The sequence below is a fragment of the Klebsiella sp. P1927 genome, from assembly GCF_018204675.1.
In the GTDB taxonomy this organism is placed as follows: domain Bacteria; phylum Pseudomonadota; class Gammaproteobacteria; order Enterobacterales; family Enterobacteriaceae; genus Klebsiella; species Klebsiella pneumoniae.
In genome coordinates this window covers 1128858-1152085 of sequence record NZ_CP073377.1, presented here as the reverse complement: position 1 = coordinate 1152085, position 23228 = coordinate 1128858, and the positions used below count along the sequence as shown (strand labels likewise).

General features: G+C 58.7%; 26 protein-coding genes. 8 read left to right on the top strand and 18 right to left on the bottom strand.

The window, feature by feature from the left end; translation table 11 throughout:
• The first annotated feature begins 266 nt into the window (after positions 1-266).
• The 3 genes from ptsH to crr are packed head-to-tail and all read left to right on the top strand — an operon-like array spanning position 267 to position 2848.
• Positions 267-524 (top strand): phosphocarrier protein Hpr, encoded by a 258-nt coding sequence (gene ptsH, locus KB892_RS05940; protein WP_002913505.1) that lies wholly within the window; start codon positions 267-269, stop codon positions 522-524.
• A gap of 44 nt (positions 525-568) precedes the next feature.
• The gene (gene ptsI / locus KB892_RS05935) at positions 569-2296 is read left to right on the top strand and encodes a phosphoenolpyruvate-protein phosphotransferase PtsI (protein ID WP_002913506.1); all 1728 of its coding nucleotides are present in this window, start codon (positions 569-571) and stop codon (positions 2294-2296) included.
• A 42-nt stretch (positions 2297-2338) separates the two neighbouring features.
• Positions 2339-2848, top strand: coding sequence for a PTS glucose transporter subunit IIA (gene crr / locus KB892_RS05930; protein ID WP_000522253.1), 510 nt, complete (start codon positions 2339-2341; stop codon positions 2846-2848).
• A gap of 40 nt (positions 2849-2888) precedes the next feature.
• Here crr and KB892_RS05925 read toward each other — a convergent pair whose 3' ends face one another.
• Both KB892_RS05925 and pdxK read right to left on the bottom strand, forming a co-directional pair.
• Positions 2889-3128 (bottom strand): hypothetical protein, encoded by a 240-nt coding sequence (locus KB892_RS05925; protein WP_002913605.1) that lies wholly within the window; start codon positions 3126-3128, stop codon positions 2889-2891.
• Positions 3125-3991, bottom strand: a complete 867-nt coding sequence (gene pdxK, locus KB892_RS05920; RefSeq protein ID WP_002913613.1) for a pyridoxine/pyridoxal/pyridoxamine kinase — start codon at positions 3989-3991, stop codon at positions 3125-3127. Before pdxK ends, KB892_RS05925 begins: the two co-directional genes overlap by 4 nt.
• Before the next feature lie 82 nt (positions 3992-4073).
• Here pdxK and ptsJ point away from each other — a divergent pair, with 82 nt between their 5' ends.
• Positions 4074-5372, top strand: coding sequence for a MocR-like B6 salvage transcription factor PtsJ (ptsJ, locus tag KB892_RS05915; RefSeq protein ID WP_002913617.1), 1299 nt, complete (start codon positions 4074-4076; stop codon positions 5370-5372).
• Positions 5373-5512: 140 nt separating this feature from the next.
• On the top strand, positions 5513-5908 hold the full coding sequence (locus KB892_RS05910; RefSeq protein ID WP_002913619.1) for a YybH family protein: 396 nt from the start codon (positions 5513-5515) through the stop codon (positions 5906-5908).
• Here the strand turns inward: KB892_RS05910 and cysM are convergent.
• The 5 genes from cysM to cysP all read right to left on the bottom strand — a co-directional run bounded on the left by cysM (position 5905) and on the right by cysP (position 10743).
• Positions 5905-6816, bottom strand: coding sequence for a cysteine synthase CysM (cysM, locus tag KB892_RS05905; protein WP_002913621.1), 912 nt, complete (start codon positions 6814-6816; stop codon positions 5905-5907). The genes KB892_RS05910 and cysM overlap by 4 nt on opposite strands.
• 118 nt (positions 6817-6934) lie before the next feature.
• Positions 6935-8029, bottom strand: a complete 1095-nt coding sequence (cysA, locus tag KB892_RS05900; protein WP_002913623.1) for a sulfate/thiosulfate ABC transporter ATP-binding protein CysA — start codon at positions 8027-8029, stop codon at positions 6935-6937.
• Positions 8019-8894, bottom strand: a complete 876-nt coding sequence (gene cysW, locus KB892_RS05895) for a sulfate/thiosulfate ABC transporter permease CysW (RefSeq protein WP_002913625.1) — start codon at positions 8892-8894, stop codon at positions 8019-8021. Before cysW ends, cysA begins: the two co-directional genes overlap by 11 nt.
• Positions 8894-9727: a sulfate/thiosulfate ABC transporter permease CysT gene (gene cysT / locus KB892_RS05890; RefSeq protein WP_002913626.1), complete on the bottom strand. Its 834-nt coding sequence runs from the start codon at positions 9725-9727 to the stop codon at positions 8894-8896. Before cysT ends, cysW begins: the two co-directional genes overlap by 1 nt.
• Complete coding sequence (cysP, locus tag KB892_RS05885) at positions 9727-10743, bottom strand: thiosulfate/sulfate ABC transporter substrate-binding protein CysP (protein WP_002913628.1); 1017 nt, start codon at positions 10741-10743, stop codon at positions 9727-9729. Before cysP ends, cysT begins: the two co-directional genes overlap by 1 nt.
• 275 nt (positions 10744-11018) lie before the next feature.
• On the opposite strand from cysP, the gene KB892_RS31625 reads away from it, so the two are divergent.
• On the top strand, positions 11019-11228 hold the full coding sequence (locus tag KB892_RS31625) for an endonuclease domain-containing protein (protein ID WP_338858069.1): 210 nt from the start codon (positions 11019-11021) through the stop codon (positions 11226-11228).
• Positions 11229-11364: 136 nt separating this feature from the next.
• On the opposite strand, the gene KB892_RS05875 is transcribed toward KB892_RS31625, so the two are convergent.
• The 4 genes from KB892_RS05875 to KB892_RS05860 all read right to left on the bottom strand — a co-directional run bounded on the left by KB892_RS05875 (position 11365) and on the right by KB892_RS05860 (position 13875).
• Complete coding sequence (locus tag KB892_RS05875) at positions 11365-12282, bottom strand: Dyp-type peroxidase (RefSeq protein ID WP_083049550.1); 918 nt, start codon at positions 12280-12282, stop codon at positions 11365-11367.
• A gap of 94 nt (positions 12283-12376) precedes the next feature.
• Complete coding sequence (locus KB892_RS05870; RefSeq protein WP_002913630.1) at positions 12377-12952, bottom strand: RpoE-regulated lipoprotein; 576 nt, start codon at positions 12950-12952, stop codon at positions 12377-12379.
• A 61-nt stretch (positions 12953-13013) separates the two neighbouring features.
• Positions 13014-13463, bottom strand: a complete 450-nt coding sequence (locus KB892_RS05865; RefSeq protein ID WP_002913635.1) for a DUF2919 domain-containing protein — start codon at positions 13461-13463, stop codon at positions 13014-13016.
• The gene (locus KB892_RS05860; RefSeq protein WP_002913637.1) at positions 13450-13875 is read right to left on the bottom strand and encodes a GNAT family acetyltransferase; all 426 of its coding nucleotides are present in this window, start codon (positions 13873-13875) and stop codon (positions 13450-13452) included. The genes KB892_RS05865 and KB892_RS05860 overlap by 14 nt, the downstream gene beginning before the upstream one ends.
• Before the next feature lie 211 nt (positions 13876-14086).
• On the opposite strand from KB892_RS05860, the gene amiA reads away from it, so the two are divergent.
• Together amiA and hemF are read left to right on the top strand one after the other, a co-directional pair.
• Positions 14087-14959 carry an N-acetylmuramoyl-L-alanine amidase AmiA gene (gene amiA, locus KB892_RS05855; RefSeq protein WP_002913639.1) on the top strand — a complete coding sequence of 291 codons (873 nt, stop codon included), beginning with the start codon at positions 14087-14089 and terminating at the stop codon, positions 14957-14959.
• The gene (gene hemF, locus KB892_RS05850; RefSeq protein ID WP_002913641.1) at positions 14959-15858 is read left to right on the top strand and encodes an oxygen-dependent coproporphyrinogen oxidase; all 900 of its coding nucleotides are present in this window, start codon (positions 14959-14961) and stop codon (positions 15856-15858) included. Before amiA ends, hemF begins: the two co-directional genes overlap by 1 nt.
• A 43-nt stretch (positions 15859-15901) precedes the next feature.
• Here hemF and eutR read toward each other — a convergent pair whose 3' ends face one another.
• From eutR to eutH, 7 genes are read right to left on the bottom strand one after another with little or no spacing between them, the layout of a single operon-like run.
• Positions 15902-16954 carry an HTH-type transcriptional regulator EutR gene (gene eutR, locus KB892_RS05845; RefSeq protein ID WP_002913642.1) on the bottom strand — a complete coding sequence of 351 codons (1053 nt, stop codon included), beginning with the start codon at positions 16952-16954 and terminating at the stop codon, positions 15902-15904.
• Positions 16955-16999: 45 nt separating this feature from the next.
• A complete protein-coding gene (eutK, locus tag KB892_RS05840; protein WP_004151997.1) occupies positions 17000-17485 on the bottom strand; it encodes an ethanolamine utilization microcompartment protein EutK in 486 nt (161 codons plus the stop codon).
• An 11-nt stretch (positions 17486-17496) separates the two neighbouring features.
• Positions 17497-18156 carry an ethanolamine utilization microcompartment protein EutL gene (gene eutL / locus KB892_RS05835; protein ID WP_004151999.1) on the bottom strand — a complete coding sequence of 220 codons (660 nt, stop codon included), beginning with the start codon at positions 18154-18156 and terminating at the stop codon, positions 17497-17499.
• Positions 18157-18165: 9 nt separating this feature from the next.
• Entirely contained in the window at positions 18166-19065 is a 900-nt protein-coding gene (eutC, locus tag KB892_RS05830; protein ID WP_002913683.1) for an ethanolamine ammonia-lyase subunit EutC, read from the bottom strand.
• Positions 19066-19085: 20 nt separating this feature from the next.
• A complete protein-coding gene (gene eutB, locus KB892_RS05825) occupies positions 19086-20447 on the bottom strand; it encodes an ethanolamine ammonia-lyase subunit alpha (protein WP_004152001.1) in 1362 nt (453 codons plus the stop codon).
• An 11-nt stretch (positions 20448-20458) separates the two neighbouring features.
• A complete protein-coding gene (gene eutA / locus KB892_RS05820; protein WP_004152002.1) occupies positions 20459-21862 on the bottom strand; it encodes an ethanolamine ammonia-lyase reactivating factor EutA in 1404 nt (467 codons plus the stop codon).
• Positions 21859-23091, bottom strand: a complete 1233-nt coding sequence (gene eutH, locus KB892_RS05815) for an ethanolamine utilization protein EutH (RefSeq protein WP_002913688.1) — start codon at positions 23089-23091, stop codon at positions 21859-21861. The genes eutA and eutH overlap by 4 nt, the downstream gene beginning before the upstream one ends.
• Positions 23092-23228: the final 137 nt, after the last annotated feature.

Genomic DNA, 23228 nt, shown 5'->3' with positions numbered 1-23228 from the left:
CAGCACATTTATTTTGATGCGCGAAATTATTCAGAAGAGGATTTCCGCCAGCTGAATCGATTTTATGATTTGGTTCAAGTCTTCCTTTCGCGGCATAATGTTTAATGACGTGCTAGACGTCAATGGCCCGCAGGTCTTCGCAGCGCCAGGCGCTGCCGACGCCAAGGCCGGAAACGTAACGCCGGCGCTAACAATACAGGCTAAAGTCGAGTCGTTAGACTAGACTTTAGGTCCACAACACTAAACCTATAAGTTGGGGAAATATAATGTTCCAGCAAGAAGTTACCATTACCGCTCCGAACGGTCTGCACACCCGCCCTGCTGCTCAGTTTGTTAAAGAAGCTAAAGGCTTCACTTCTGAGATCACTGTAACCTCCAACGGCAAAAGCGCCAGCGCCAAAAGCCTGTTCAAACTGCAGACTCTGGGCCTGACCCAGGGCACCGTAGTGACCCTCTCCGCTGAAGGCGAAGATGAGCAGAAAGCTGTTGAGCATCTGGTTAAACTGATGGCTGAACTCGAGTAAGTTCACGGGTTCTTTTTCATATCAGTCACAAGTAAGGTAGGGTTATGATTTCAGGCATTTTAGCATCCCCGGGTATCGCCTTCGGCAAAGCATTGCTGCTGAAGGAAGATGAAATTGTCATCGACCGGAAGAAAATTTCTGCCGATAAGGTTGATCAGGAAGTCGAACGTTTCCTGAGCGGCCGCGCCAAGGCCTCCGCCCAGCTGGAGGTCATCAAAACCAAAGCTGGTGAAACTTTCGGTGAAGAAAAAGAAGCCATCTTCGAAGGGCATATTATGCTGCTGGAAGATGAGGAGCTTGAGCAGGAAATCATAGCCCTGATTAAAGATAAGCACATGACTGCCGACGCGGCAGCCAATGAAGTTATCGACGGTCAGGCCACTGCCCTGGAAGAGCTGGATGATGAATACCTGAAAGAACGTGCGGCTGACGTACGTGATATCGGTAAGCGCCTGCTGCGCAACATCCTTGGTCTGGCAATCATCGATCTGAGTGCGATTCAGGATGAAGTCATCCTCGTCGCCGCCGATCTGACCCCGTCTGAAACCGCACAGCTGAACCTGAAAAAAGTGCTGGGTTTCATCACCGATGCGGGCGGTCGTACCTCCCACACCTCTATCATGGCGCGTTCCCTGGAATTGCCGGCCATCGTGGGCACCGGCAGCATCACGGCGCAGGTGAAGAACGGCGACTATCTGATTCTCGACGCGGTGAACAACCAGGTTCTTATCAACCCGTCTAACGAGCAAATTGAAGCGCTGCGTAGTCTGCAGGCTCAGGTTGCGGAAGAAAAAGCCGAACTGGCGAAACTGAAAGATCTGCCGGCGATTACCCTCGACGGCCATCAGGTTGAAGTCTGCGCCAACATTGGTACCGTTCGCGATGTCGAAGGTGCTGAGCGCAACGGCGCCGAAGGCGTAGGCCTGTATCGTACCGAATTCCTGTTCATGGACCGTGACGCGCTGCCAACTGAAGAAGAACAGTTTGCGGCTTATAAAGCGGTGGCTGAGGCCTGTGGCTCTCAGGCCGTTATCGTCCGTACCATGGATATCGGCGGCGACAAAGAGCTGCCGTACATGAACTTCCCGAAAGAAGAGAACCCGTTCCTCGGCTGGCGTGCCGTGCGTATTGCGATGGATCGTAAAGAGATCCTGCGCGACCAGGTTCGCGCCATCCTGCGTGCCTCCGCTTTCGGTAAGCTGCGCATTATGTTCCCGATGATCATCTCTGTTGAAGAAGTGCGTGCGCTGAAGAAAGAGATCGAAATCTACAAACAGGAACTGCGTGACGAAGGTAAAGCATTTGACGAATCCATTGAGATCGGCGTGATGGTGGAAACACCGGCTGCGGCGACTATTGCTCGTCATCTGGCCAAAGAAGTTGATTTCTTTAGTATCGGCACCAATGATTTAACGCAATATACTCTGGCAGTTGACCGTGGTAATGATATGATTTCACATCTTTACCAGCCGATGTCACCGTCTGTACTGAATCTGATTAAGCAAGTTATTGATGCTTCTCACGCTGAAGGTAAATGGACTGGCATGTGCGGTGAGCTTGCGGGCGATGAACGTGCTACACTTCTGTTGCTGGGTATGGGGCTGGACGAATTCTCTATGAGCGCCATTTCCATCCCGCGCATCAAGAAGATTATTCGTAATACGAACTTCGAAGATGCGAAAGTATTAGCAGAGCAGGCTCTTGCTCAACCGACAACGGACGAGTTAATGACGCTGGTTAACAAGTTCATTGAAGAAAAAACAATCTGCTAATCCACGAGATGCGCGGCCCAAATTACTGCTTAGGAGAAGATCATGGGTTTGTTTGATAAATTGAAATCTCTGGTTTCTGATGACAAGAAAGACACCGGAACTATTGAGATTGTTGCTCCCCTCTCCGGTGAGATCGTCAACATTGAAGACGTGCCGGATGTGGTTTTTGCGGAAAAAATTGTGGGCGATGGGATTGCCATCAAACCGACTGGCAACAAAATGGTCGCGCCGGTAGACGGTACCATTGGTAAAATTTTCGAAACCAACCACGCGTTCTCTATTGAATCTGATAGCGGCATCGAGCTGTTCGTTCACTTCGGTATTGATACCGTTGAACTGAAAGGCGAAGGCTTCAAGCGTATCGCGGAAGAAGGTCAGCGCGTGAAAGTCGGCGATCCGGTTATCGAATTTGATCTGCCGCTGCTGGAAGAGAAAGCCAAGTCGACTCTGACGCCGGTGGTTATCTCCAACATGGACGAGATCAAAGAGCTGATCAAACTGTCCGGTAGCGTGACCGTGGGTGAAACCCCGGTAATCCGCATCAAGAAGTAATGCTTGCTGCATAAAAATGGCGCCGAAAGGCGCCATTTTTTTATACCGCGCAAGTTACCGGTCGATAGCACTTCTCGCGGGACAAGACGCGCAATCCCTCCGGGGTGCTCTCCAGAATTCGCCGCTCGCTGTCAGCGACCAGCAGTTCGCACTGATATCCACCGGCCAGGCCGAACAGCGACCGCGCCACGCAGGCATCCTCCAGCGCCGCCTCACCTGTCGTATCAAAATGACCAACAATGCGTCCCTGCTGGCGGATCACTAACCGATAGCTTTTCATCTGCTTTGCTCCAGCGGCGGTAGGATCAATTCGTCACACCCCTGGGCGGCAGTCCAGTTCATCACCTCCAGCACGCGCTGGGCAGCAGCCTGCGTCGCTGCCCCCAGCGCCAGTCCGGAAAGCAACCCGCTCACCAGCTCCGCGCAGAACAGATCGCCGGTTCCTTTTAAGTCTGTCTCCACCCGCGGGTGAACCACCACTTCCACTGCATCGGCCGTCACCACCAGCACATTGATCGTCGAATCGGCCTCTCCCGGCGCGCTGGTGATCACCACCCATTTGAGGGTGTCCGACAGCAGGCTTCGCGCCGCGGCGACCGCCTCCTGCCGATCGCGACAGCGCTGGCCGCTCAGCGTCTCCAGTTCGAACAGATTGGGGGTGATCCCTTGCGCCAGCGGCAGCAGGTGCTGACGATAGGCGTCCGGGATCTCAGCCTTGACATAGATGCCGCTGTCGACATCGCCGATGACCGGATCCACCAGAATGCACAACCCGGGATGGCGGGCCCGTACGCGCGTCAGCCACTGCGCCAGGCGTTCGATTTGCACTGCGCTGCCCATATAGCCGGTGGTGACCGCACGCAGTTCGCGCAGCGCGTCGCGCTCCTCCAGCGCCTGCAGATACCCGACAAACCACTCTTCCGGAATAATGCCGCCATAGAACGTCTCATAATGGGGCGTATTACTGAACAGCACCGTCGGCACCGCCAGCACGCGCAGACCATGCTGTTTAATCGCCGGAACCGCGATGCCGTTGCCGACGCTGCCATAGACTACCTGCGACTGCACGGCGACGATATCCACTTCCGACGCCCGGCTTTTGTCGTGAAAGAGCACTGATTGTATATCATCCTGCTGGCCCATCTTTTCTCCCCCCGCTGGACAGCGGGTCACGCACTGATTATGATTCGTCCTATGCTAAATTCCATTTTGTCATAGGTCAATAATGTTAGCCGGAAAAACCGCCAGCGAAATCTTCGATAACATCCGCCATCTGGTGCAGAGCGGCGGGTTGCAGCCCGGAGAGGTTCTGCCGCCGGTACGTGAACTCGCCAGCCAGCTTGCAGTGAATCGCAACACTGTCGCCGCCGCCTATAAACGGCTGGTGACCTCCGGGCTGGCCGTCAGTCAGGGACGCAACGGTACAGCCATTAAAGCGCGGGACACACTGCCGGCGCTGGAGGGAGGTGACCCAACGACCCCGCTGAACGATATCTCCAGCGGCAATCCGGATCCGGCCAGACTGCCTGATTTACCCCGCTATCTGGGCCAGATTGCCCGCACGCCCCGCCTGTATGGCGATGCGCCCATCGAGCCGCGGCTTGGCCAATGGGCCGAGGCGTGGTTTGCCAGAGAGATAGCCGTTCCCTTTGCGGTGAATCTCGCCAGCGGGGCGATAGACGCCCTGGAGCGCCTGCTGTGCGCTCTGCTGCTCCCCGGCGACGGCGTTGTGGTGGAAGATCCCTGTTTTCTCAGCAGCATCAATATGGTGCGTTACGCCGGTTTTACCCCCTGCCCGGTGGCGGTGGATGCCGAAGGGATGGATCCTGACGGCCTGGAGGAGGCGTTACGCAACGGCGCACGGGCGGTGATCTTAACCCCGCGCGCGCATAATCCTACCGGCTGTAGCCTGACGGAAACCCGGGCGCATGCCCTGCGGGAGGTGCTAGCCCGCTATCCGCAGGTACTGGCGATTGTTGATGACCATTTTGCCCTGCTGTCGGCCACGCCATGGCACTCCCCTCTTCCTGCAAGCACCCAACGCTGGGCGCTGGTGCGCTCGATGTCAAAAACCCTCGGACCAGACCTGCGGCTGGCCTTTATCGCCAGCGATGCCGCTACTTCAGCGGCGCTGCGCCTGCGGCTTAACGCCGGCAGCCAGTGGGTCAGCCATCTGCTGCAGGACCTGACGCTGGCCTGCCTGACCGACGAGGCGTTTATCGCCTCGATGACGGAGACTCGTCGTCACTATCGCCAGCAGAATGAGAAACTGGCGGCGGCGCTGGCCCGGCACGGCTTCAGCCATGCTACGCCAGGGGATGGCCTCAATTTCTGGCTGCCGCTGCCAGCGGCGAGCCAGCCCTACGCCTTACGCCTGGCCCGCGCCGGCTGGCTGGTCCGGGAGGGAGAGGTGTTTGGCATCCGTACGCCCTCCCACGGGCTACGCCTGTCGCTGGGCCGTCTGAGTGACGCTGAGATTTCCCGCCTGGCGGCCGATATTGCGCAGGCCTTAGACGCCCCCTGACGCAGGCAGTCCACCGAACGTATCGGGGAGTGATGGCAGCTGCCGACAAATTAATGAAAAATAAACGACAGCAGGCTAGTCTTACCTGCATGCCCTGATCGCCGAGGCGGACAAATCGCTCACAACAAGGAGCACCAGAGATGCGTCACCCTGACCTGGCACTGAAAGCAGTCATTGAAGCCTGCGATCGCGCTATCTCGCAGGAAGATTACGATACCCTGATGAGTTATTACGCAGAAGACGCCGCGCTGGTCGTCAAACCGGGCATGGTGGTCAGAGGGAAAGAGAATATCCGCAAAGCCTTTATCGCCATTGCCGACTATTTCCAGCACCGACTGGTGGTGACTCAGGGGAAAATGGAGGTTATTGAAGGCGGCGGCAATGCGCTGGTGATTATGGAGACCCGGCTGGATATCCCGACGGCGGACGGGATATCCCAGGTTACGCGACGCGCCACCTATGTCTTTCAGAAGCAGGGCGAACGCTGGCTGTGCACCGTCGATAACTCCTACGGCACCGACCTGCTTGATGATTAAATGCCCGCCCCCTGGCTAAAGTGTTCTTCGCCGAAGACGCCGGTGGAAAGGTAACGATCGCCGCGATCGCAGACAATCGCCACCACCACCGCGCCAGGATTTTCGCGGGCTATGCGTAACGCGCCCGCTACCGCGCCGCCCGAACTGACGCCGCAGAAAATGCCTTCCCGCACCGCCAGCTGACGCATGGTGTTCTCAGCATCCTGCTGATGAATATCCAGCACCGTATCCACCAGCGAAGCGTTAAAGATCCCCGGCATATACTCTGCCGGCCAGCGGCGGATCCCGGGAATACTGCTCCCCTCCTCCGGCTGCAGGCCAACAATGGTCACCGGTCTACTCTGTTCACGCAGAAAACGTGACACGCCGGTAATGGTGCCAGTGGTCCCCATACTGGAGACAAAGTGGGTGATACGCCCCGCGGTCTGCTGCCAGATTTCCGGGCCGGTGGTGGTGTAGTGGGCGTAGGGGTTATCCGGGTTGTTAAACTGATCGAGCAGTTTGCCTTCGCCGCGCTGGGCCATCTCCAGAGCCAGGTCGCGGGCACCCTCCATCCCTTGCTCTTTGCTGACCAGGATAAGCTCGGCGCCGTAAGCGCGCATCGCGGCCCGACGCTCCTGGCTCATGTTGTCGGGCATCAGCAGCTTCATCCGGTAGCCTTTCAGCGCGGCGATCATCGCCAGCGCAATACCGGTGTTGCCGCTGGTCGCTTCGATCAGCACGTCTCCGGGCTGAATTTCGCCGCGCTTTTCCGCTTCAACGATCATTGACAGCGCGGCGCGATCTTTCACCGAGCCGGCCGGATTATTGCCTTCGAGTTTGACCCAGACTTCGCTGCCGTTGTCCGGTCCCAGACGCTGAAGTTTGACCAGAGGGGTATTGCCGATGGTTTGTTCGAGTGTATTCACGATTTTTACTCAATAAAAAAGCCGGGCGGCGCTTCGCTTACCCGGCCTGGCAGACGCGTCATAATTCCAGACCGGGTAAGCAGAGCCTCACCCGGCAAAAGCACATGGATTTAAGCTATCAGGCCGACTCCGCCAGAGCAAGCTCGCCGCGCGGCTCGATACGCTCGGTACCGTTGTACAAACGCGCGTTTTGCAGCCCGACGAACAGCCGTTCGCCGCGGGACGGCGCCTCGTCGCCCGTTAACACCACGCTCAGCGGTTCGTCATACCACCCCAGAGGCTGGACGACTAATTGGGTGTAGTGCCCTTTCGGACTGGCCTCCAGGACCTGCACCGGCAGCGGCGAATCCAGGCTGGTCCGCCGGCTGATGTCCACTTCCCACGGGCGCAGGAACAGGTCCACTGGCCCCTGGTATGCCGGGGTATAGCCTAACGGCCAGCGGTGGGCGCCGACGTGGAACTGTCCACCGCGGATGACCCCCTGCAGGCGGTTCACTTCCCCCATAAACTCCAGCACGAAACGGGTAGACGGCTCACGCCATACGCGCTCCGGGGCATCGGCCTGTTCGATGTTGCCCTGGCTCATGACCACCACCCGGTCGGCAACTTCCATCGCCTCTTCCTGATCGTGGGTGACGAACACGCTGGTGAATTTCAGCTCTTCATGCAGCTGACGCAGCCAGCGGCGCAGCTCTTTACGCACCTGCGCATCCAGCGCACCGAAAGGTTCATCCAGCAGCAAAATTTGCGGCTCCACCGCCAGGGCGCGCGCCAGCGCCACGCGCTGCTTCTGGCCTCCGGACAGCTGCGCCGGATAGCGATCCGCCAGATGGGCCAGCTGCACCATCTCCAGCAGTTTGGTCACCTTGGCTTTAATCGCCGCCGCATTGGGGCGTTCGCGGCGCGGCAGCACGGTCAGGCCAAAGGCGATGTTATCGAACACCGTCATATGGCGGAACAGCGCATAGTGCTGGAAAACGAAGCCCACTTTACGGTCGCGAGCGTGCATCCGACTGACGTCGGTACCGTGGAAGCGGATATGACCGCTGGTCTGATGCTCCAGACCGGCGATAATTCGCAGCAGGGTGGTTTTTCCGGAGCCCGAGGGCCCCAGCAGCGCAACCATTTGTCCGGAAGGGATATCCAACGAGATATCATTCAGCACCTGGGTGCGACCAAACGATTTCTTAATATTGGCAATCTCAATGCTCATGATTTCCCTCCTGTTGCGCGCGTTCTTTCTGATTGGCCAGACGCCATTGCAACATACTCTTTAAAAACAGGGTCAGAATAGCCATTAACGTCAGCAGGGCGGCGGCGGTAAACGAGCCGACGGTGTTGTAATCCTGCTCCAGTAGTTCAATTTGCAGCGGCAGCGACAGCGTTTCGCCGCGGATCGAGCCGGAAACCACCGACACCGCGCCAAATTCGCCGATGGCGCGGGCGTTGGTCAGCACCACGCCGTACAGCAGCGCCCAGCGAATATTGGGCAACGTCACCCGGCGGAACATCTGCCAACCGGACGCGCCCAGCAGCACCGCGGCCTCATCTTCATGACTGCCCTGACTCATCATCACCGGCACCAGCTCACGCACCACAAACGGACAGGTAACAAAGATGGTCGCCAGCACCATGCCTGGCCAGGCGAACATGATTTGCAGATTATGCGCGTCAAGCCAGCCGCCCAGCGGACCGTTAGAGCCGTAAAACAGCAGATACACCAGACCGGCCACCACCGGCGAGACGGCGAACGGGATATCCAGCAACGTCAGCAGCAGCTGGCGCCCCGGAAAGGTAAAACGTGTCACCAGCCAGGCCAGCAAGGTACCGAACACCAGGTTCACCGGTACGGTAATCAATGCAATCATCACCGTCAGCCAGATGGCATGCAGCATGTCCGGGTTCGCCAGGTTTTCCAGCACCGGCATCAATCCTTTGCTGAAGGCCTGGATAAAGATGTAGAGCATCGGCACCACAAGGATGAAGGCGGAGACCAGCATCCCGACGCCAATCAGAAACCATTTTCCCCAGTTGATACGGGGCGCGTCGTAGCGTTTCAATTGAGTAACTTCCGCCATTAGTGACCTACCACGCGTCGACCAAAGCGACTCTGCAGGGTATTGATGGAAAACAGCAGCAGCAGTGAGGCGGCCAGGATCACCGAGGCGATGGCGCTCGCCGCCGGATAGTCAAACTCCTGCAGACGAATAAAGATCATCAGCGACGTCACTTCCGTCTTCCACGCGATGTTGCCGGCGATAAAAATCACCGCGCCGAATTCGCCGAGGCTGCGGGTAAACGACAGAGCAATGCCCGCCAGCAGCGCCGGCGACAGCTCCGGCAGCACCACCTTGCGGAAACTCTGCCAGCGCGTAGCGCCCAGCGTTTCCGCCGCTTCCTCATACTCGGGCCCCAACTCTTCCAGCACCGGCTGCACGGTGCGTACCACAAACGGGATGCTGGTGAAGGCCATCGCCACGGCGATGCCGAGCCAGGTATAGGTGACTTTAATATCGAACTTCGCCAGCCATTCCCCGTAAATACCGTTCACCGAAAACAGCGAGGCCAGGGTCAGACCGGCTACCGCCGTCGGCAGCGCAAACGGCAGGTCCATTAAGGCATCCAGCAGCGTGCGGCCCGGAAAACGATAGCGGGTCAGGATCCAGGCCATCAGCAGACCAAAGACGCCGTTAAAAATCGAGGCCACAAACGCCGACAGCAGCGTCACCTTATAGGCAGCCACCACCTGCGGGTTGGTGATCACATCCCAGTACTGCGCCCAACTCATCTGCGCCAGCTGCATCACCAACGCGCTGAGCGGTAATAACAAAATCAGACAGACAAACAGCAGGCTGGTGCCAAGGCTCAGGGTAAAACCCGGCAGCACGCGCTTGGACGACACAGCAAACATTACTTACGCCCCGCCGCCAGCAGTTTGTCCAGTTCGCCGCCGCTGGCGAAGTGGGTTTTCATCACCTCAGGCCAGGAGCCAAACTTATCTTCCACGCGGAACAGCTCGGTCTGTGGGAATTTATCCTTCAGAGCATCCATCACTTTCGGGTTGTTTACCCGATAGTAGTAGTCGGTAATGATAGTTTGCGCCTGTGGCGTATAGAGCCAGTTCAGGTAGGCTTTCGCCGCCTTTTCCGTGCCATTGGCTTTGACGTTTTTATCGACCCAGGCTACCGGGAACTCCGCCAGAATGTTGGTTTTCGGGATAACCACTTCAAATCCCTGCGCCTCATACTGCTTGCGAATATTGTTCACTTCCGATTCGAAGCTAATCAGCACATCGCCGAGGCCGCGCTCGGCGAAGGTGGTGGTCGCTCCGCGCCCGCCGGTGTCAAAGACTTCGACGTTCTTGAGAAACTGAGTCATAAACTGTTCGGTTTTAGCTTTATCGCCGCCATCAGCTTTATCCGCCGCGCCCCATGCCGCCAGGTAGGTGTATCGGGCGTTACCCGAGGTTTTCGGATTCGGGAAGATCAGCTTAACGTCAGAGCGAACCAGGTCGTTCCAGTCATGAATGTTTTTCGGATTGCCTTTACGCACCAGGAAACCCATCGTCGAATAGAACGGTGAGCTGTTGTTCGGCAGACGGCTTTGCCAGTCGGCCGGGATCAGGTTGCCTTTGTCATGCAGGATCTGCACGTCCGTCACCTGGTTGTAGGTGACCACGTCCGCCTTCAGGCCCTGCAAAATAGCCAGCGCCTGCTTGGATGAACCGGCATGCGACTGCTTGATGGTCAGCTTGTCCCCGCCATTGTCTTTCGCCCACTGCTGCTCAAAAGGCGGGTTAAGGGCGGCAAACAGCTCGCGGGAGACATCATAGGAGCTGTTCAGCAGCTCCGTCGCCTGCGCCTGCGCCACCAGCAGCATGGAAGCCGCCAGCGCCAGATATCCTTTTTTCAGTGATTTAACGGCCATTGCGCACCCTTATCAACGTTGAACATTTTCTGATGATCATCATATTTATAACGGGTACGAAAGGAGTAACAGTTTTATATACCGTTTGGCGATTTGGAAGTCGAAAAGGGAATAAGCAACTGGCAAAGCTTAGCTGAAAGCGGCTCGCAGATTAGACGGGTCATTGTGACAAACGGCAGCCAGGCGTGCACTGTGTTTATATGAAAAACACACAGATATTTGCTCGTCAGCTCAGACGTAGCTTAACGCCCGCAGAACGTCGACCAGGGTACTGACTGGGCAACCGCCGTTTTGCTAGCGATACGTTTCGCCGCCAGCGCCCCGTTGCCCCCTATATTCTCGATTTCGCCTGCTGCGCAATACGGCTGGCGATTGAACTGGACGGCGGCCAACACGATGACGCCGCACCCTCTGGCAACAGAGCGAGGGATGGCGAGTTTTACGCTTCTGGAATATTGAGTTTGAAGAGTATGGTGATGCGGTGATGGAGGGGATACTTGAAGCGCCTGAGTCGCCGATGCCCTCACCCCTCCCCTCTGACTGAGGGAGAGGGAGTAAAAGAATCCGCACGCAGATCCCATAGCCGCACCTTACCGTCCCCTCTCCCCTTTGGGGAGAGGGTTAGGGTGAGGGGAAAAAATACAGCGCCTGGATACGCTCCAGCGACGGCGCGAAGTAATACCCGCCGGTCACCGGTTTGGTGAAGCGCAGCATCGCGTCGCGTTTACCGTCGGTATCGCCAAACATGCTCAGCAGCTGCTGCTCGATGTTATACAGGCGCGCGCAGTAGGCGCAGAAATAGAGGCCATGGGTGCCGCTGGCGGTGCCGTACGGCAGGCTCTGACGGACGATTTTCAACCCTTTGCCATCTTCTTTTAAGTCCACGCGGCTCAGGTGCGACGTGACCGGACGTTCATCGCCATCGATCTCTTCGTTAGCGTCTTTTGTACGGCCGATCATCATCTCCTGATCCGGCACGCTCATGCGGTTCAGCTGTTTGAGATTATGCTCCCAGCGCTGGACGAACACGTAGCTGCCGCCCGCATCCACGCCGTCTTTAATGACCGCCACCTCGCGGCGGGTTTCTTCCCCCGCCGGGTTTTCGGTGCCATCGACGAAGCCGCTGAGGTCACGCTCTTCCACCCAGCGGAAGCCGTGGATCTCTTCTTTCACGTCGATAGCGTCGCCAAAGGCGGCCAGCGCGGCCTGCGCCACCGAGAAGTTAACTTCATGACGGGCGGATAAAATATGAATCAGCAGGTCATACTGGGTGGACGGCGCCAGCCCTTTGCCATAGACCGGGAAATCTTTTAACTCATCCGCCCCTTCGCCGCCGCTCAGCTGACGCCAGACGTTATTGCCGAACGCCACCACCGCACCGAGTTTGGCGTCAGGGAATTTAGCCTGGAAGGTGGCCACGTTATCGACAAAAATTTTGCTCGCTTCGCGCAGGGCGTTAACGTCCCCTTTGAGATTGGCTTCAATCCAAATCGCCGCGCGGCAATGTTCCGGCAAAATGCCGCTCTGAACCTGAGACATCGCTCCTCCTGAAATGATGCAACCACAACGCTGTCGCGTTGCTAACGCGCCATTGTAACCGTTTTTCAGAGCTGTCGTGTCTCTTCAGATCAATTTAGCGACGCCAGATAATCTTGCTGACCTTCCAGTTTTTCAGCGTATCGTCGGAGGGCATCAGCTCGTCCGGACCGCTCCAGTGGCCAGTGAAGGCATAGCTGATATGCTGGCTCCCCTCGGCCTGACACTCGACGACCGCCCCGTTGTCATGGCTGCCTTTCTGGCAGTTGCCGAAGGCTTTGCTGTACAGGTCGCTAAACGGTGTGCCGATTTTCACGCCGCTGGCGGTTTTGATATCCGCATCACGCACGTCAATCCGGCTGATAGCACCGTTGTCGCCATTGATGGTCAGCGCCACGCTGTTGTTTTTCAGCGCTTCAAAGTAGTGGACGATATTGCCCTTATCGGTCTTCATTCCGCTGCGTAAACGGTAGTCGCTGCCCAGCGCATCGCTAATCGCCTGTTCATTGAGCGGCGTGGAAGCCGTCAGTTTACCCACTCCCTGCTCGGTCACCTCGGTGGAAGCGCCAAACCAGTTCCACGGATAGGCCGCCGACCAGTTGACTGCGCTCATCGTGGAGCAGCCGGTCAGCGCCAGCGGAAGCGCACAGAGCATTACACGTAGCGATTTCATATCTCAATCCTTTCTGAGTCATTCAACGCATGTTGGAGTTCACGATCGGCAAAAAGTGCCATTAAAAGGTGGTCTGGTGAAAACAGGCGCCCAGGCGACGGCTGGTTAACAGCCACCACAGGGCATAGCCATCCGCGACCAGCAGCGCAATGGTCAACGAGGAGGGAGATTCGCCGCTCAGCCATAGCATCGGCTGCCACAGCAACAGCAGCACTTGCGATAGCACCAGCAGCCAGCGCATCGCCCGCCACAGGCGCGGCAGGCGCTGACGATAGCCGCTAAGCAGAAAGGCCAGCACCGCCGGCACGCCTGGCAGTAAACCAAGCCAGAAGCGCTCGTGATCGGGATAGAACAGATTAAGAATCGCGTCGCCCTGCTGGCGCGATGCGCCGGCCATCAAAAACAGCACCCACGTGCGGGCCTGCAACAACAGCACGCACCAGAAAAGCAAAGGCAGGCGCAGACGGCCATGGGCATCAAAATCGGCGGGGATAAACTCAGTATTCTTCATCTTCGATCAGGCGCTTGCCCAGGGTCAGGACATCGGCGTACTCATAGCCCAACCGCTCGTACATTCCCTGCACCACGTCGTTGTCTTCACGGACCATAATGTTGATTTTCGGGCAGCCGCGGGCAATCAGCTTTTTCTCCAGACGGTTGAGCAGCGCGTTCGCGATACCCCGGCCGCGATATTCCGGATGGACGCCGAGATAATAGGCCGATCCGCGATGACCGTCATATCCGCCCATCACCGTGCCGACCACTTCGCCATTCACTTCCGCCACCAGAAACAGGCTGACGTCGTGATTCAGCTTGCGCTCAATATCCATCTCCGGATCGTTCCACGGGCGCAGCAGATCGCAGCGCTCCCACAGCGTCACAACCTCTTCGAAATCCTGCTGGCGAAAAACGCGAATCTCCATGGTATTCCCCACCATTGACGGTTAAAAACAGTGATTATGGCGCGAATATAACTGATAGCCAATATCAGGCGAAATCAGCGACAAAAAATGGCATAATATGACTTTGTCATGTATTGAAATGAAAAGTAAAACAATTCTTATTTTGAATGGTCGTAACGGCAAACGCGATACGATATAACATTGGACATCACTTGTTTACAATTCAGGCCGAATGAGCACTTTTAAACCTTTAAAAATACTTGCTTCGCGCCGTCAGGTGCTGAAAGCCGGGCTGGCTGCGATGACGCTGAGCGGCGTCGCCTCACAGGTCAGCGCAAAAGAACAGCCACTGAAAACGTCAAATGGACATAGCAAACCCGCCGCCAAAAAGGCCGGGGGTCGCCGGATTGTAATGTTAGATCCGGGCCACGGCGGCATCGATACCGGCGCTATCGGCCATAACGGCTCGAAAGAGAAGCATGTGGTGTTGGCGATCGCTAAGAACGTGCGCAGCATTTTGCGCAGCAACGGCATCGACGCCCGCCTGACCCGCACCGGGGATACCTTTATCCCGCTGTACGACCGCGTGGAGATCGCCCATCAGCACGGCGCCGATCTGTTTATGTCAATCCACGCCGATGGTTTTACCAACCCGAGCGCCGCCGGCGCCTCGGTGTTCGCCCTGTCAAACCGCGGCGCCAGTAGCGCCATGGCGAAATACCTCTCCGATCGCGAAAACCGCGCCGATGAGGTCGCCGGTAAGAAAGCGACGGATAAAGACCATCTGCTGCAGCAGGTACTGTTCGATCTGGTGCAGACCGACACCATCAAAAACAGCCTGACGCTGGGCTCGCATATCCTGAAAAAGATCAAGCCGGTACATAAGCTACACAGCCGCAATACCGAGCAGGCGGCGTTCGTGGTGCTGAAGTCACCATCCATACCGTCTGTGCTGGTGGAAACCTCGTTTATCACCAACCCGAACGAGGAGAAACTGCTCGGCACCACCGCCTTCCGGCAGAAAATCGCCACCGCGATTGCCAACGGCATTATCAGCTATTTCCACTGGTTCGATAACCAGAAAGCCCATTCGAAGAGACGTTAATGAAACCCGATGCCGCGCAGGTAAAAACTTTTCTGCTCCAGCTCCAGGACAACCTCTGTCAGCAGCTGAGCGCCGTGGATGGCGCGCCGTTTATTGAAGATGCCTGGCAGCGGGAAGGCGGTGGCGGCGGACGCAGCCGGGTGCTGCGCGAAGGCCGGGTGTTCGAGCAGGCGGGGGTCAACTTTTCCCACGTCCATGGCGACGCCATGCCTGCCTCCGCCACCGCGCACCGCCCGGAGCTGGCCGGACGCAGTTTTGAAGCCATGGGCGTCTCGCTGGTGGTTCATCCGCTGAACCCCTACGTGCCCACCAGCCATGCCAACGTGCGGTTCTTTATTGCCGAAAAGCCTGGCGCCGACCCGGTGTGGTGGTTCGGCGGCGGCTTTGATTTAACCCCTTACTACGGCTTTGAAGAGGATGCCGTCCACTGGCATCGTACCGCCCGCGATCTGTGTCTGCCGTTCGGCGAGGAAGTCTATCCGCGCTATAAAAAATGGTGCGATGATTACTTCTATCTCAAGCACCGCCAGGAGCAGCGCGGCATCGGCGGTCTGTTCTTTGACGACCTGAACACCCCGGATTTTGACCACTGCTTCGCCTTTATGCAGGCGGTCGGGAACGGCTATGCTGACGCCTATTTACCTATCGTCGAACGCCGGAAAGCCACGCCGTACGGCGAACGCGAGCGCCACTTTCAACTCTACCGTCGCGGCCGCTATGTCGAGTTCAATCTGGTCTGGGACCGCGGCACCCTGTTCGGCCTGCAGACCGGCGGGCGTACGGAGTCGATTCTGATGTCGATGCCGCCGCTGGTGCGCTGGGAATATGATTATCAGCCCGAGCCCGGCAGCCCCGAGGCGGCGCTGAGCGAGTTTATTCAGGTGCGCGACTGGCTGTAACGGCCGGATGGCGGCTGGCCACCCGGTAGCGGAGTCTCTTCCCTCACACCCACTGGCGCAGGCGATGGTGCAGCGTCATCGACGGTTTCTCAGCAAACAGCTGCTGATAGTCGGTGGCGAACTGCCCCAAATGCCAGAATCCCCACTGCATGGCCGCCTCCTTGACCGTCTCGCGCTCTGACCAGGGGCTTATCAGCTCCCGACGCACAGCGTTCAGGCGGATCCGTTTGAGCCAGGCGTTAGGACCAATCCCCAGTATCGCATGGAAGGCGTTCTGCAAGGTGCGACGGCTGACGTACAGCTGCTGGCACAGATCGAGAACGGTTAACGGCTCCGCGCTGTTTTCCAGCACATATTCGCGCGCCTGCGCCAGCAGGCGGCGGTAGCTCTGGTGGCTGACGCTCTCTGCACTTACCATCGGCTGCGCTTCTTCCAGCATCGTGCCCATCGCCAGCAACAGATTATCCCGCAGGACCTTACGCACGGCCGGCTGATGAAGGGTATCCGGATGCTCGCTAAAGGTGGCCAGCGCCTGCTGGACAAACCCCCACAGCGCGGCCTTATGCGGCTCGCGGACCGCCAGCGCTGACTGGTTGCGTAGCATATGTAGCACTCGCTCCGGGTGGTGCAGGAAACTGGCGTGACGCGCAATCACCTCCTGCGAAATCACTACCCCGAGAATGGTGTAATCATCCGGCGTGCTGAGCTCGAACTCCGTACCGCCGGGACGGGTGGCGATTTCTGCCCGGCCCAGACACTGCGAGCCGATAAACCCCTGTTCACCCCGGGTCGCCGGAATGCCAAACCAGAAGGAGTTCGGCCAGACCAGGCAGGACTGGCGCAGCGCCAGCCCGGTATATTCGCGGAAGACCTGGATCTCATCGAGCAGGATTTCGGTAAACTCGCCGCGAAACTGCCCCGGATGCAGCTGATCGTAGATCTGTTGCCAGGCGGTAATGGTCAGGGCGTGCTCATACACATCGGTTGTGTGTCGTTGATGAATATTGTCAATTTCAACCTGAGGCGTCAGCCTGGTGTCTTCCGGCAACGCCTCGCAACAGAGATGGTGCAAATTTGCAGAACGACGCTTTTTCATAATCGTTAAAGCCGGGGGCAAGCCGCTCCCGGCACCTCCGACAGGTTATGGATTTTTGAGACGATAGCGGCTACTGCGTTTTCGTAGCGTCCCTGCGGAAAAGAGCTGCTCCAGCGCCTGGCGGGCCTTATCCAGCGGCCAGGCAAAATGCGCGGCGACCTCGCCGGCCGTCATGCCCTGACGAACTGAAGCCAGCAGCGTCAGTAAGGCTTCCGATGAAGCCGGGTCAGCTGGCGGCATGGGCGCTGGCGGCGGTGGCTGAAAACCGCCGATCAGCCGCTGGGTATCCTCTTCCGGGCGGCCAATTTCCCGACGGCTGATCACGCAGCCGGTCCGCCGGGCAGCGGCGGCCCCAGCATCCAGCGCGGCGCGGCAGGCCGCCAGGTCGCCCTCCACCACCAGCGTTAACCTGCCCGGGTCGAGCACTTCATGACTGAGCAGGCGCACATTGGCCGCCTTAAGCATGGCATCCGCAGCGTCTACAGCCGCGACCATGCCCTCCACTTCGAGCAATCCCAGCGCATTGATCATCGCTCCCTCCATTACACACGCTGTACAGGATGACGGGCAATATCGAGAACGGCATCGGTAAAGGCATTGCAGGCGGCTTTACAGGCGGCCTGGCTTCCCGTCAAAAAGGCGGCCGAATAGTTGGTTTCCGATGGCGGCGGGACGTAGGTCACCAGCTGAACGTCGGCCGACTTCATCGCCGCATCGATACCAAACGTCGCCTCCAGCGGCGGCGCCACCAGATAAGCGATCGGATCGCCCAACGCGATGCCAGCGGCCGATGAAAGATAAGAGCCGGTACGCGACACCACGTGCGCCAGAAACGCGGTATCTTGCGCGTCGTTAGCCCACTGGAATGCCGCCCCACCTTCAATATGCGCCATCATGGCATCCAGCCCGGCGCGAACTTCCGCCGGGTTCGGGCCGCCAAGCATGATCAGTACTTCGCCGGCGGTAGGCGACGGACCATGGGCCGCACCGGCGTAGAGGGAGCGGCCATAGACCACCTCCACCATCGCCTGCTTTGTCGCTTCGTCGGCGGCAATATACGTCACATCGTCAGAATCTGCCGTGATGAGTCCGAGGCTACGTATATGCGACGGTAATTTAAGCTCGCGCGCGAAACCGTCATTCACCGAGGCAATCACGCGCATCGCGGTGACCGAGGGGCGAATCAAATCTAATGCTGGCATGATGCCTCCTTAACGGCTCATGTTGATGCCGGAGGCTTTCTGCTCCAGCATGCGTTTGGCTAAATCCACGATCACCGCGGCGGCTTCTACCGGCGGGGTGCCGCCCTGGTGGATATTGGAGATACAGGTTCGGTCGGCCTCGACGGTGGTCGCCACCCGCGGGGAGTACACCGCGTAGCAGGAGAGGCTCTCCGACTGGCCGAGCCCCGGGCGCTCGCCAACCAGCAGGATCACCACCTTCGCGCCGAGGATCTCGCCGATCTGATCTTCAATCTTGACGCGGCCATAGCGCACGAAGAACGGCGTCCCGACCTTCAGACCCGCCTGTTTCAGGCCGGTAAGCAGCGGCGGCAGGATCTCTTCGTAGTTGGCGGTGATGGCATCCGTCGACAGGCCATCGGACACCACCACCTGCACATCCGGATCCATCACGCACTGCGCCTTCAGCGCATCAATCGCTTCCGGACTGAGGCGACGGCCCATATCCGGACGCGTCAGGTAGAGGTTCTTATCGCTAATCTCGGAACGCACTTCCAGCAGCCCCTGCGCTTTCACCCACGCTTCCGGCACCTCTTTGAGCACCGTGTCTTTCGAGCGCGAGTGATCGGCCAGGAAGCGCAGCAGCGCCTGAGTGCGCGGACGCGGGCCGGCGCGGCCGGTGCAAACGCGCGCCGCGGTACTGCGTTTCAGTTCAGTCAGTACTTCGGCGCGGTGCGGATGTTGTACCCCAATCCAGGCTTTCGCTTCCGCTGAGCCCAGGTCCAGCGTGCAGCTTTCCACCACCGCTTCGCTGGCGCAGGCGGCATGGCAGGCCGGAGTCGACGCTGCGGGGGCCTGCGGCTGCGACTGTGGTTGTCCCATTGATGCCATTACGCTGCGTACAATGTCTTCAATCTGTTTTTGATCCATGATGTGTCATCCCCGCGTCATCAGAAGAACAGTGACGGATCGCCCGCCCGTTTGGTCAGGCGACCATTTGCCATAATGCCCATCGTTTCCAGCCAGCGTTCAAACTCCGGCGACGGCCGCAGGCCCAGCAGCTGGCGCACGGTCGCGGTATCGTGGAAGGCGGTGGTCTGGTAGTTGAGCATGATGTCGTCGCCGAGCGGCATGCCCATGATGTAGTTGCAGCCTGCGGTCGCCAGCAGGATCATCAGGTTTTCGTTGAGGTTCTGGTCGGCATCGGCATGGTTGGTATAGCAGCAGTCGCAGCCCATTGAGATGCCGCTCAGCTTGCCCATAAAGTGGTCTTCCAGTCCGGCGCGAATGATTTGCCGGTCGTTATAGAGATACTCCGGCCCGATAAAGCCCACCACGGTGTTGACGAGGAACGGATCGTAGTGCCGCGCCAGGCCATAGTTACGCGCTTCCATGGTCACCTGGTCGGCGCCGAAGTTAGCGCCAGCGGAAAGCGCCGAGCCCTGCCCGGTTTCAAAGTAAAGACAGTTCTCCCCGGCGATGCGGTTAAACTCCGCCCCCACCGCCCGCGCTTCATCGAGCATCGCCAGCTCGACGCCGAACTCTTTAAGCCCTTTTTCACTGCCGCAGATGCTCTGGAAGATAAGCCCCCCCGGCGCGCCGCGGCGGATGGCTTCAATCTGGGTGGTGACGTGCGCCAGCACGCAGCCCTGGGTCGGGATGTTAAACTTGTCGATCACCCCGTACACCGTATCCAGCACCCGGCTCAGGTTCTCCACGTCGTCAGTGACCGGGTTGACGCCAATCACCGCGTCGCCCGCGCCGAAGGAGAGCCCTTCATAGATTTGCGCGGCAATACTCTGCACATCGTCGCGGGTATCGTTCGGCTGCAGGCGGCAGCTAAAGGTCCCCGGCAGACCGATGGTGGTATTGGCTTTTTTGATCACCGGCATTTTTTTACCGCCGTAGATCAGATCGGCGTTGGAGCAGATCTTGGCCACCGCAGCCACCACCTCGGAGGTCAGCCCTTTGCGGACAAAGGCGATATCGTCGCTGGTGACCTCGTCGTTGAGCACGTATTCCCGCAGGTCGCTGATGGTCCAGTGTTTAATCCGCTGATAGGCGGTTTCGTTCACGTCATCCTGGATCAGGCGCGTAACGCAGTCCTCCTCATACGGGATCACCGGGTTATTACGGATATCGGCCACCGTCATATCGGAGAGCACCTGCTTGGCGGCCACGCGCTGCTGCGAACTCTCCGCCGCTACCCCCGCCAGCACATCCCCCGAACGCAGTTCGTTGGCTTTCGCCAGCACCTCTTTTACATCCTTAAACTGATAAACATTGCCGAACAATGTGGTCTTTAGTTTCATAAGTCGTTCCCTCAGGAAGGAAATGCGAGTGATTTCACCGTCACCGGCACAACCGATCCGCCAAAAAGAGGCGTACCAATGTCGATATAGTCTCCCGCCCGGATGCTCACCTCATCGATGACCGCCAGCGGAAGGTGTGGAAGCTGTGGCCGCAGCAGCATGCCCAGCGCTTTGCCAAAATCCTGCTCGGCCACCAGCAGCAGCGGACGGGGATTGGGAAAGCGGGCGACAAACGCCAGCAGGGCGTCAATTACGGTCAGTAAGGTGGCGTAGCGCACCGGAAGTGAAGCGGGAAGCGCCAGCACGTAAGCGTCCGCCTCGGGGGCCAGATCGAGCTGCGTTAGCGCCTGGAGCCAGGCGTTCGGCAGATCGGCGGCATCCTGCGGGATAGCCACCGGCAGATTGCGCAGCGGCAATGGAACCCCCTCCAGCCAGATGGTGCTCCCGGACAGGGACAGCGTATGCGCCCCGGCGCCAATCACCGTGGCGCGCACGGTTTGCGCCGGGAACTGCACGTTCATCTCACGCAGGCGCGGATGCTCGTGCAGGGCCGTGGCCAGCAGCGGCCCGATATCGGAAAAGCAGAAAGGATCGGCGGGCTGATGGCGGTAGCACTCCCCCACTCCGCCGGAAAGGGTAATCACCTCCGGCTGAACACCCGCAGGCAGTACTTCGGTTTGCATCAGCCCCTGCGCCAGCGGTGAGAGGGTGCCCTCGATCACCTCGACGATCAGCGCCGCCATCCGGCGCGCCACCTGCGCCAGCTGCCCGGCGGTCAGCGCCTGGGCGTTAGTGCCGGCGCCAAACAGCGCATCGACAATCCGCTGCCCCGGCGGATGCGCGTGGACCACGCGCCCCTGAGCGTCGGTTTCCAGCAGGCGGCCGCCGACGTTGAGGCAGGCGGTGGCGCTGACGTTTCCGGCGTCAAACAGGGCATAGTTCGAGGTACCGCCGCCAATATCGATATTGAGCACCCGGCACATCCGCTGCCGGGACAGGGTCTGCGCCCCGGCGCCGTGTCCGGCAATGACCGACTCCAGATGCGGCCCGGCGCTGGCGACGACAAAATCGCCTAGCGACTGCGAGAGCGCCATCACCGCCGGGCGGGCATTGCGGGTTTTCGCGCTTTCGCCGGTGATGATGATCGCCCCGGAATCCACCGCTTGTGGAGCGATCCCTGCGGCCCGGTACTGAGCCAGAATCAGCGCCTCAAGCTCGGCCTCTTTCAGTTCTCCCTGTTTATCAACCGGCGTAAAGAAGACCGGGCTTTGCCAGCTAATGTCGCGTTTGATGAATTCGTAGCGCGGCACCTGGGAAACCGCCGCGCGGTTCACCAGCTCGAGGCGCGAGAAGATCACTTGCGTGGTGGTGGTGCCGATATCAATACCGACGCTCAACAGCTGGCGCGTGTTCACGAGTGCGCCTCCGCTTCGTTGTTGGCAGGCGCCGGTACGTTTTCATCTTTTGGCACCAGCAGCATCGCCACGCCAATCGCGGTAACGCCGCCGACCAGCTTGCCGACAATCATCGGAAAGATCATGGCGTTCATATTGGCCGCCGCAAAACCGAGATGGTCGCCGAGGGCGAACGCCGCTGACACCGAGAAGGCGCAGTTGATCACTTTTCCGCGGGTATCCATCTGCTTCATCATGCCGAACATCGGGATATTGTTCGCCAGGGTAGCGACCATGCCGCCGGCAGCCATATTGTTGATTTTTAACAGATTACCAACGCGCATCAGCGGCTTTTCAAACCAGCGGGTCAGCAGGAGCACCATCGGGTAAGCGCCGAGCAGCACGCAGGAGATAGAGCCAATGACTTCGATGGCGCGCATCACCTCGCCGGGCTGGTCGCCAGGCGCCATAAAGATCGGATCGAGCCCCGGGATCAGCTCCCAGCCGAGCAGGAACTTGATCACCGCCGCCGCCAGGCCGATGGTGATCAGCGCCACGAGGAATTTGGCGAAGATCTGGAAGCCGTTGATCATTTTTTCCGGAATAAACTTCAGCCCCAGCGCCACCAGCACGGCGACGATGATCACCGGGATCATATTCATCAGGATCAGCGCGAAGGTAAACTCTACCGGCTGGCCGTTGATCTCCACCCCGGAATACATCGCCACCAGACCGCCGGCGATACAGCCGATGGGAATGGTGACAATGCCCGCCAGCACGCCGAGCGCCAGCCAGCGGCGATCGGCAGGTTCGATAATGCCGAGCGCCACCGGAATGGAGAACACAATGGTCGGACCCATCATAGAGCCGAGGATCAGGCCTGAGTACATCCAGGCCGCCACGTCGCCGCCCGCGAGTTCTTTAGCGAGGAAGAAACCGCCCATGTCGCACGCCAGCAGCGTGCCGGCGAACATCGACGGGTTGGCGCCGAGCATCTCATACAGCGGAATAATCACCGGACCAAGCAGATGAGCCAGCACTGGCGCCAGGGCGGTCATCCCGACCATCGCCAGGCCCAGCGCGCCCATCGCCATAAACCCTTCTTCAAACTGACCGCCGGATCCCTCAATGCTTTTCCCCAGTTTGCCGAGAAAGCGCGCCGAGCCGCCGAACTGCGACAGGATCCTGTCCACGGCGGCAATCAGCATAAAGAACATCATGATGTACATGATGATTTCGTTAATTCCCATAGCCCTTACTCCCTGTCATTTATGATTTGTAGATACTGTGAATACCGGGACATTAGCCGCACTCAGGCGACTTTCCCGGGCCGCGGCGTGAACGCCTTACCCGGGCTACGGCATAGCAGACGGCTGTGATCCTGTAG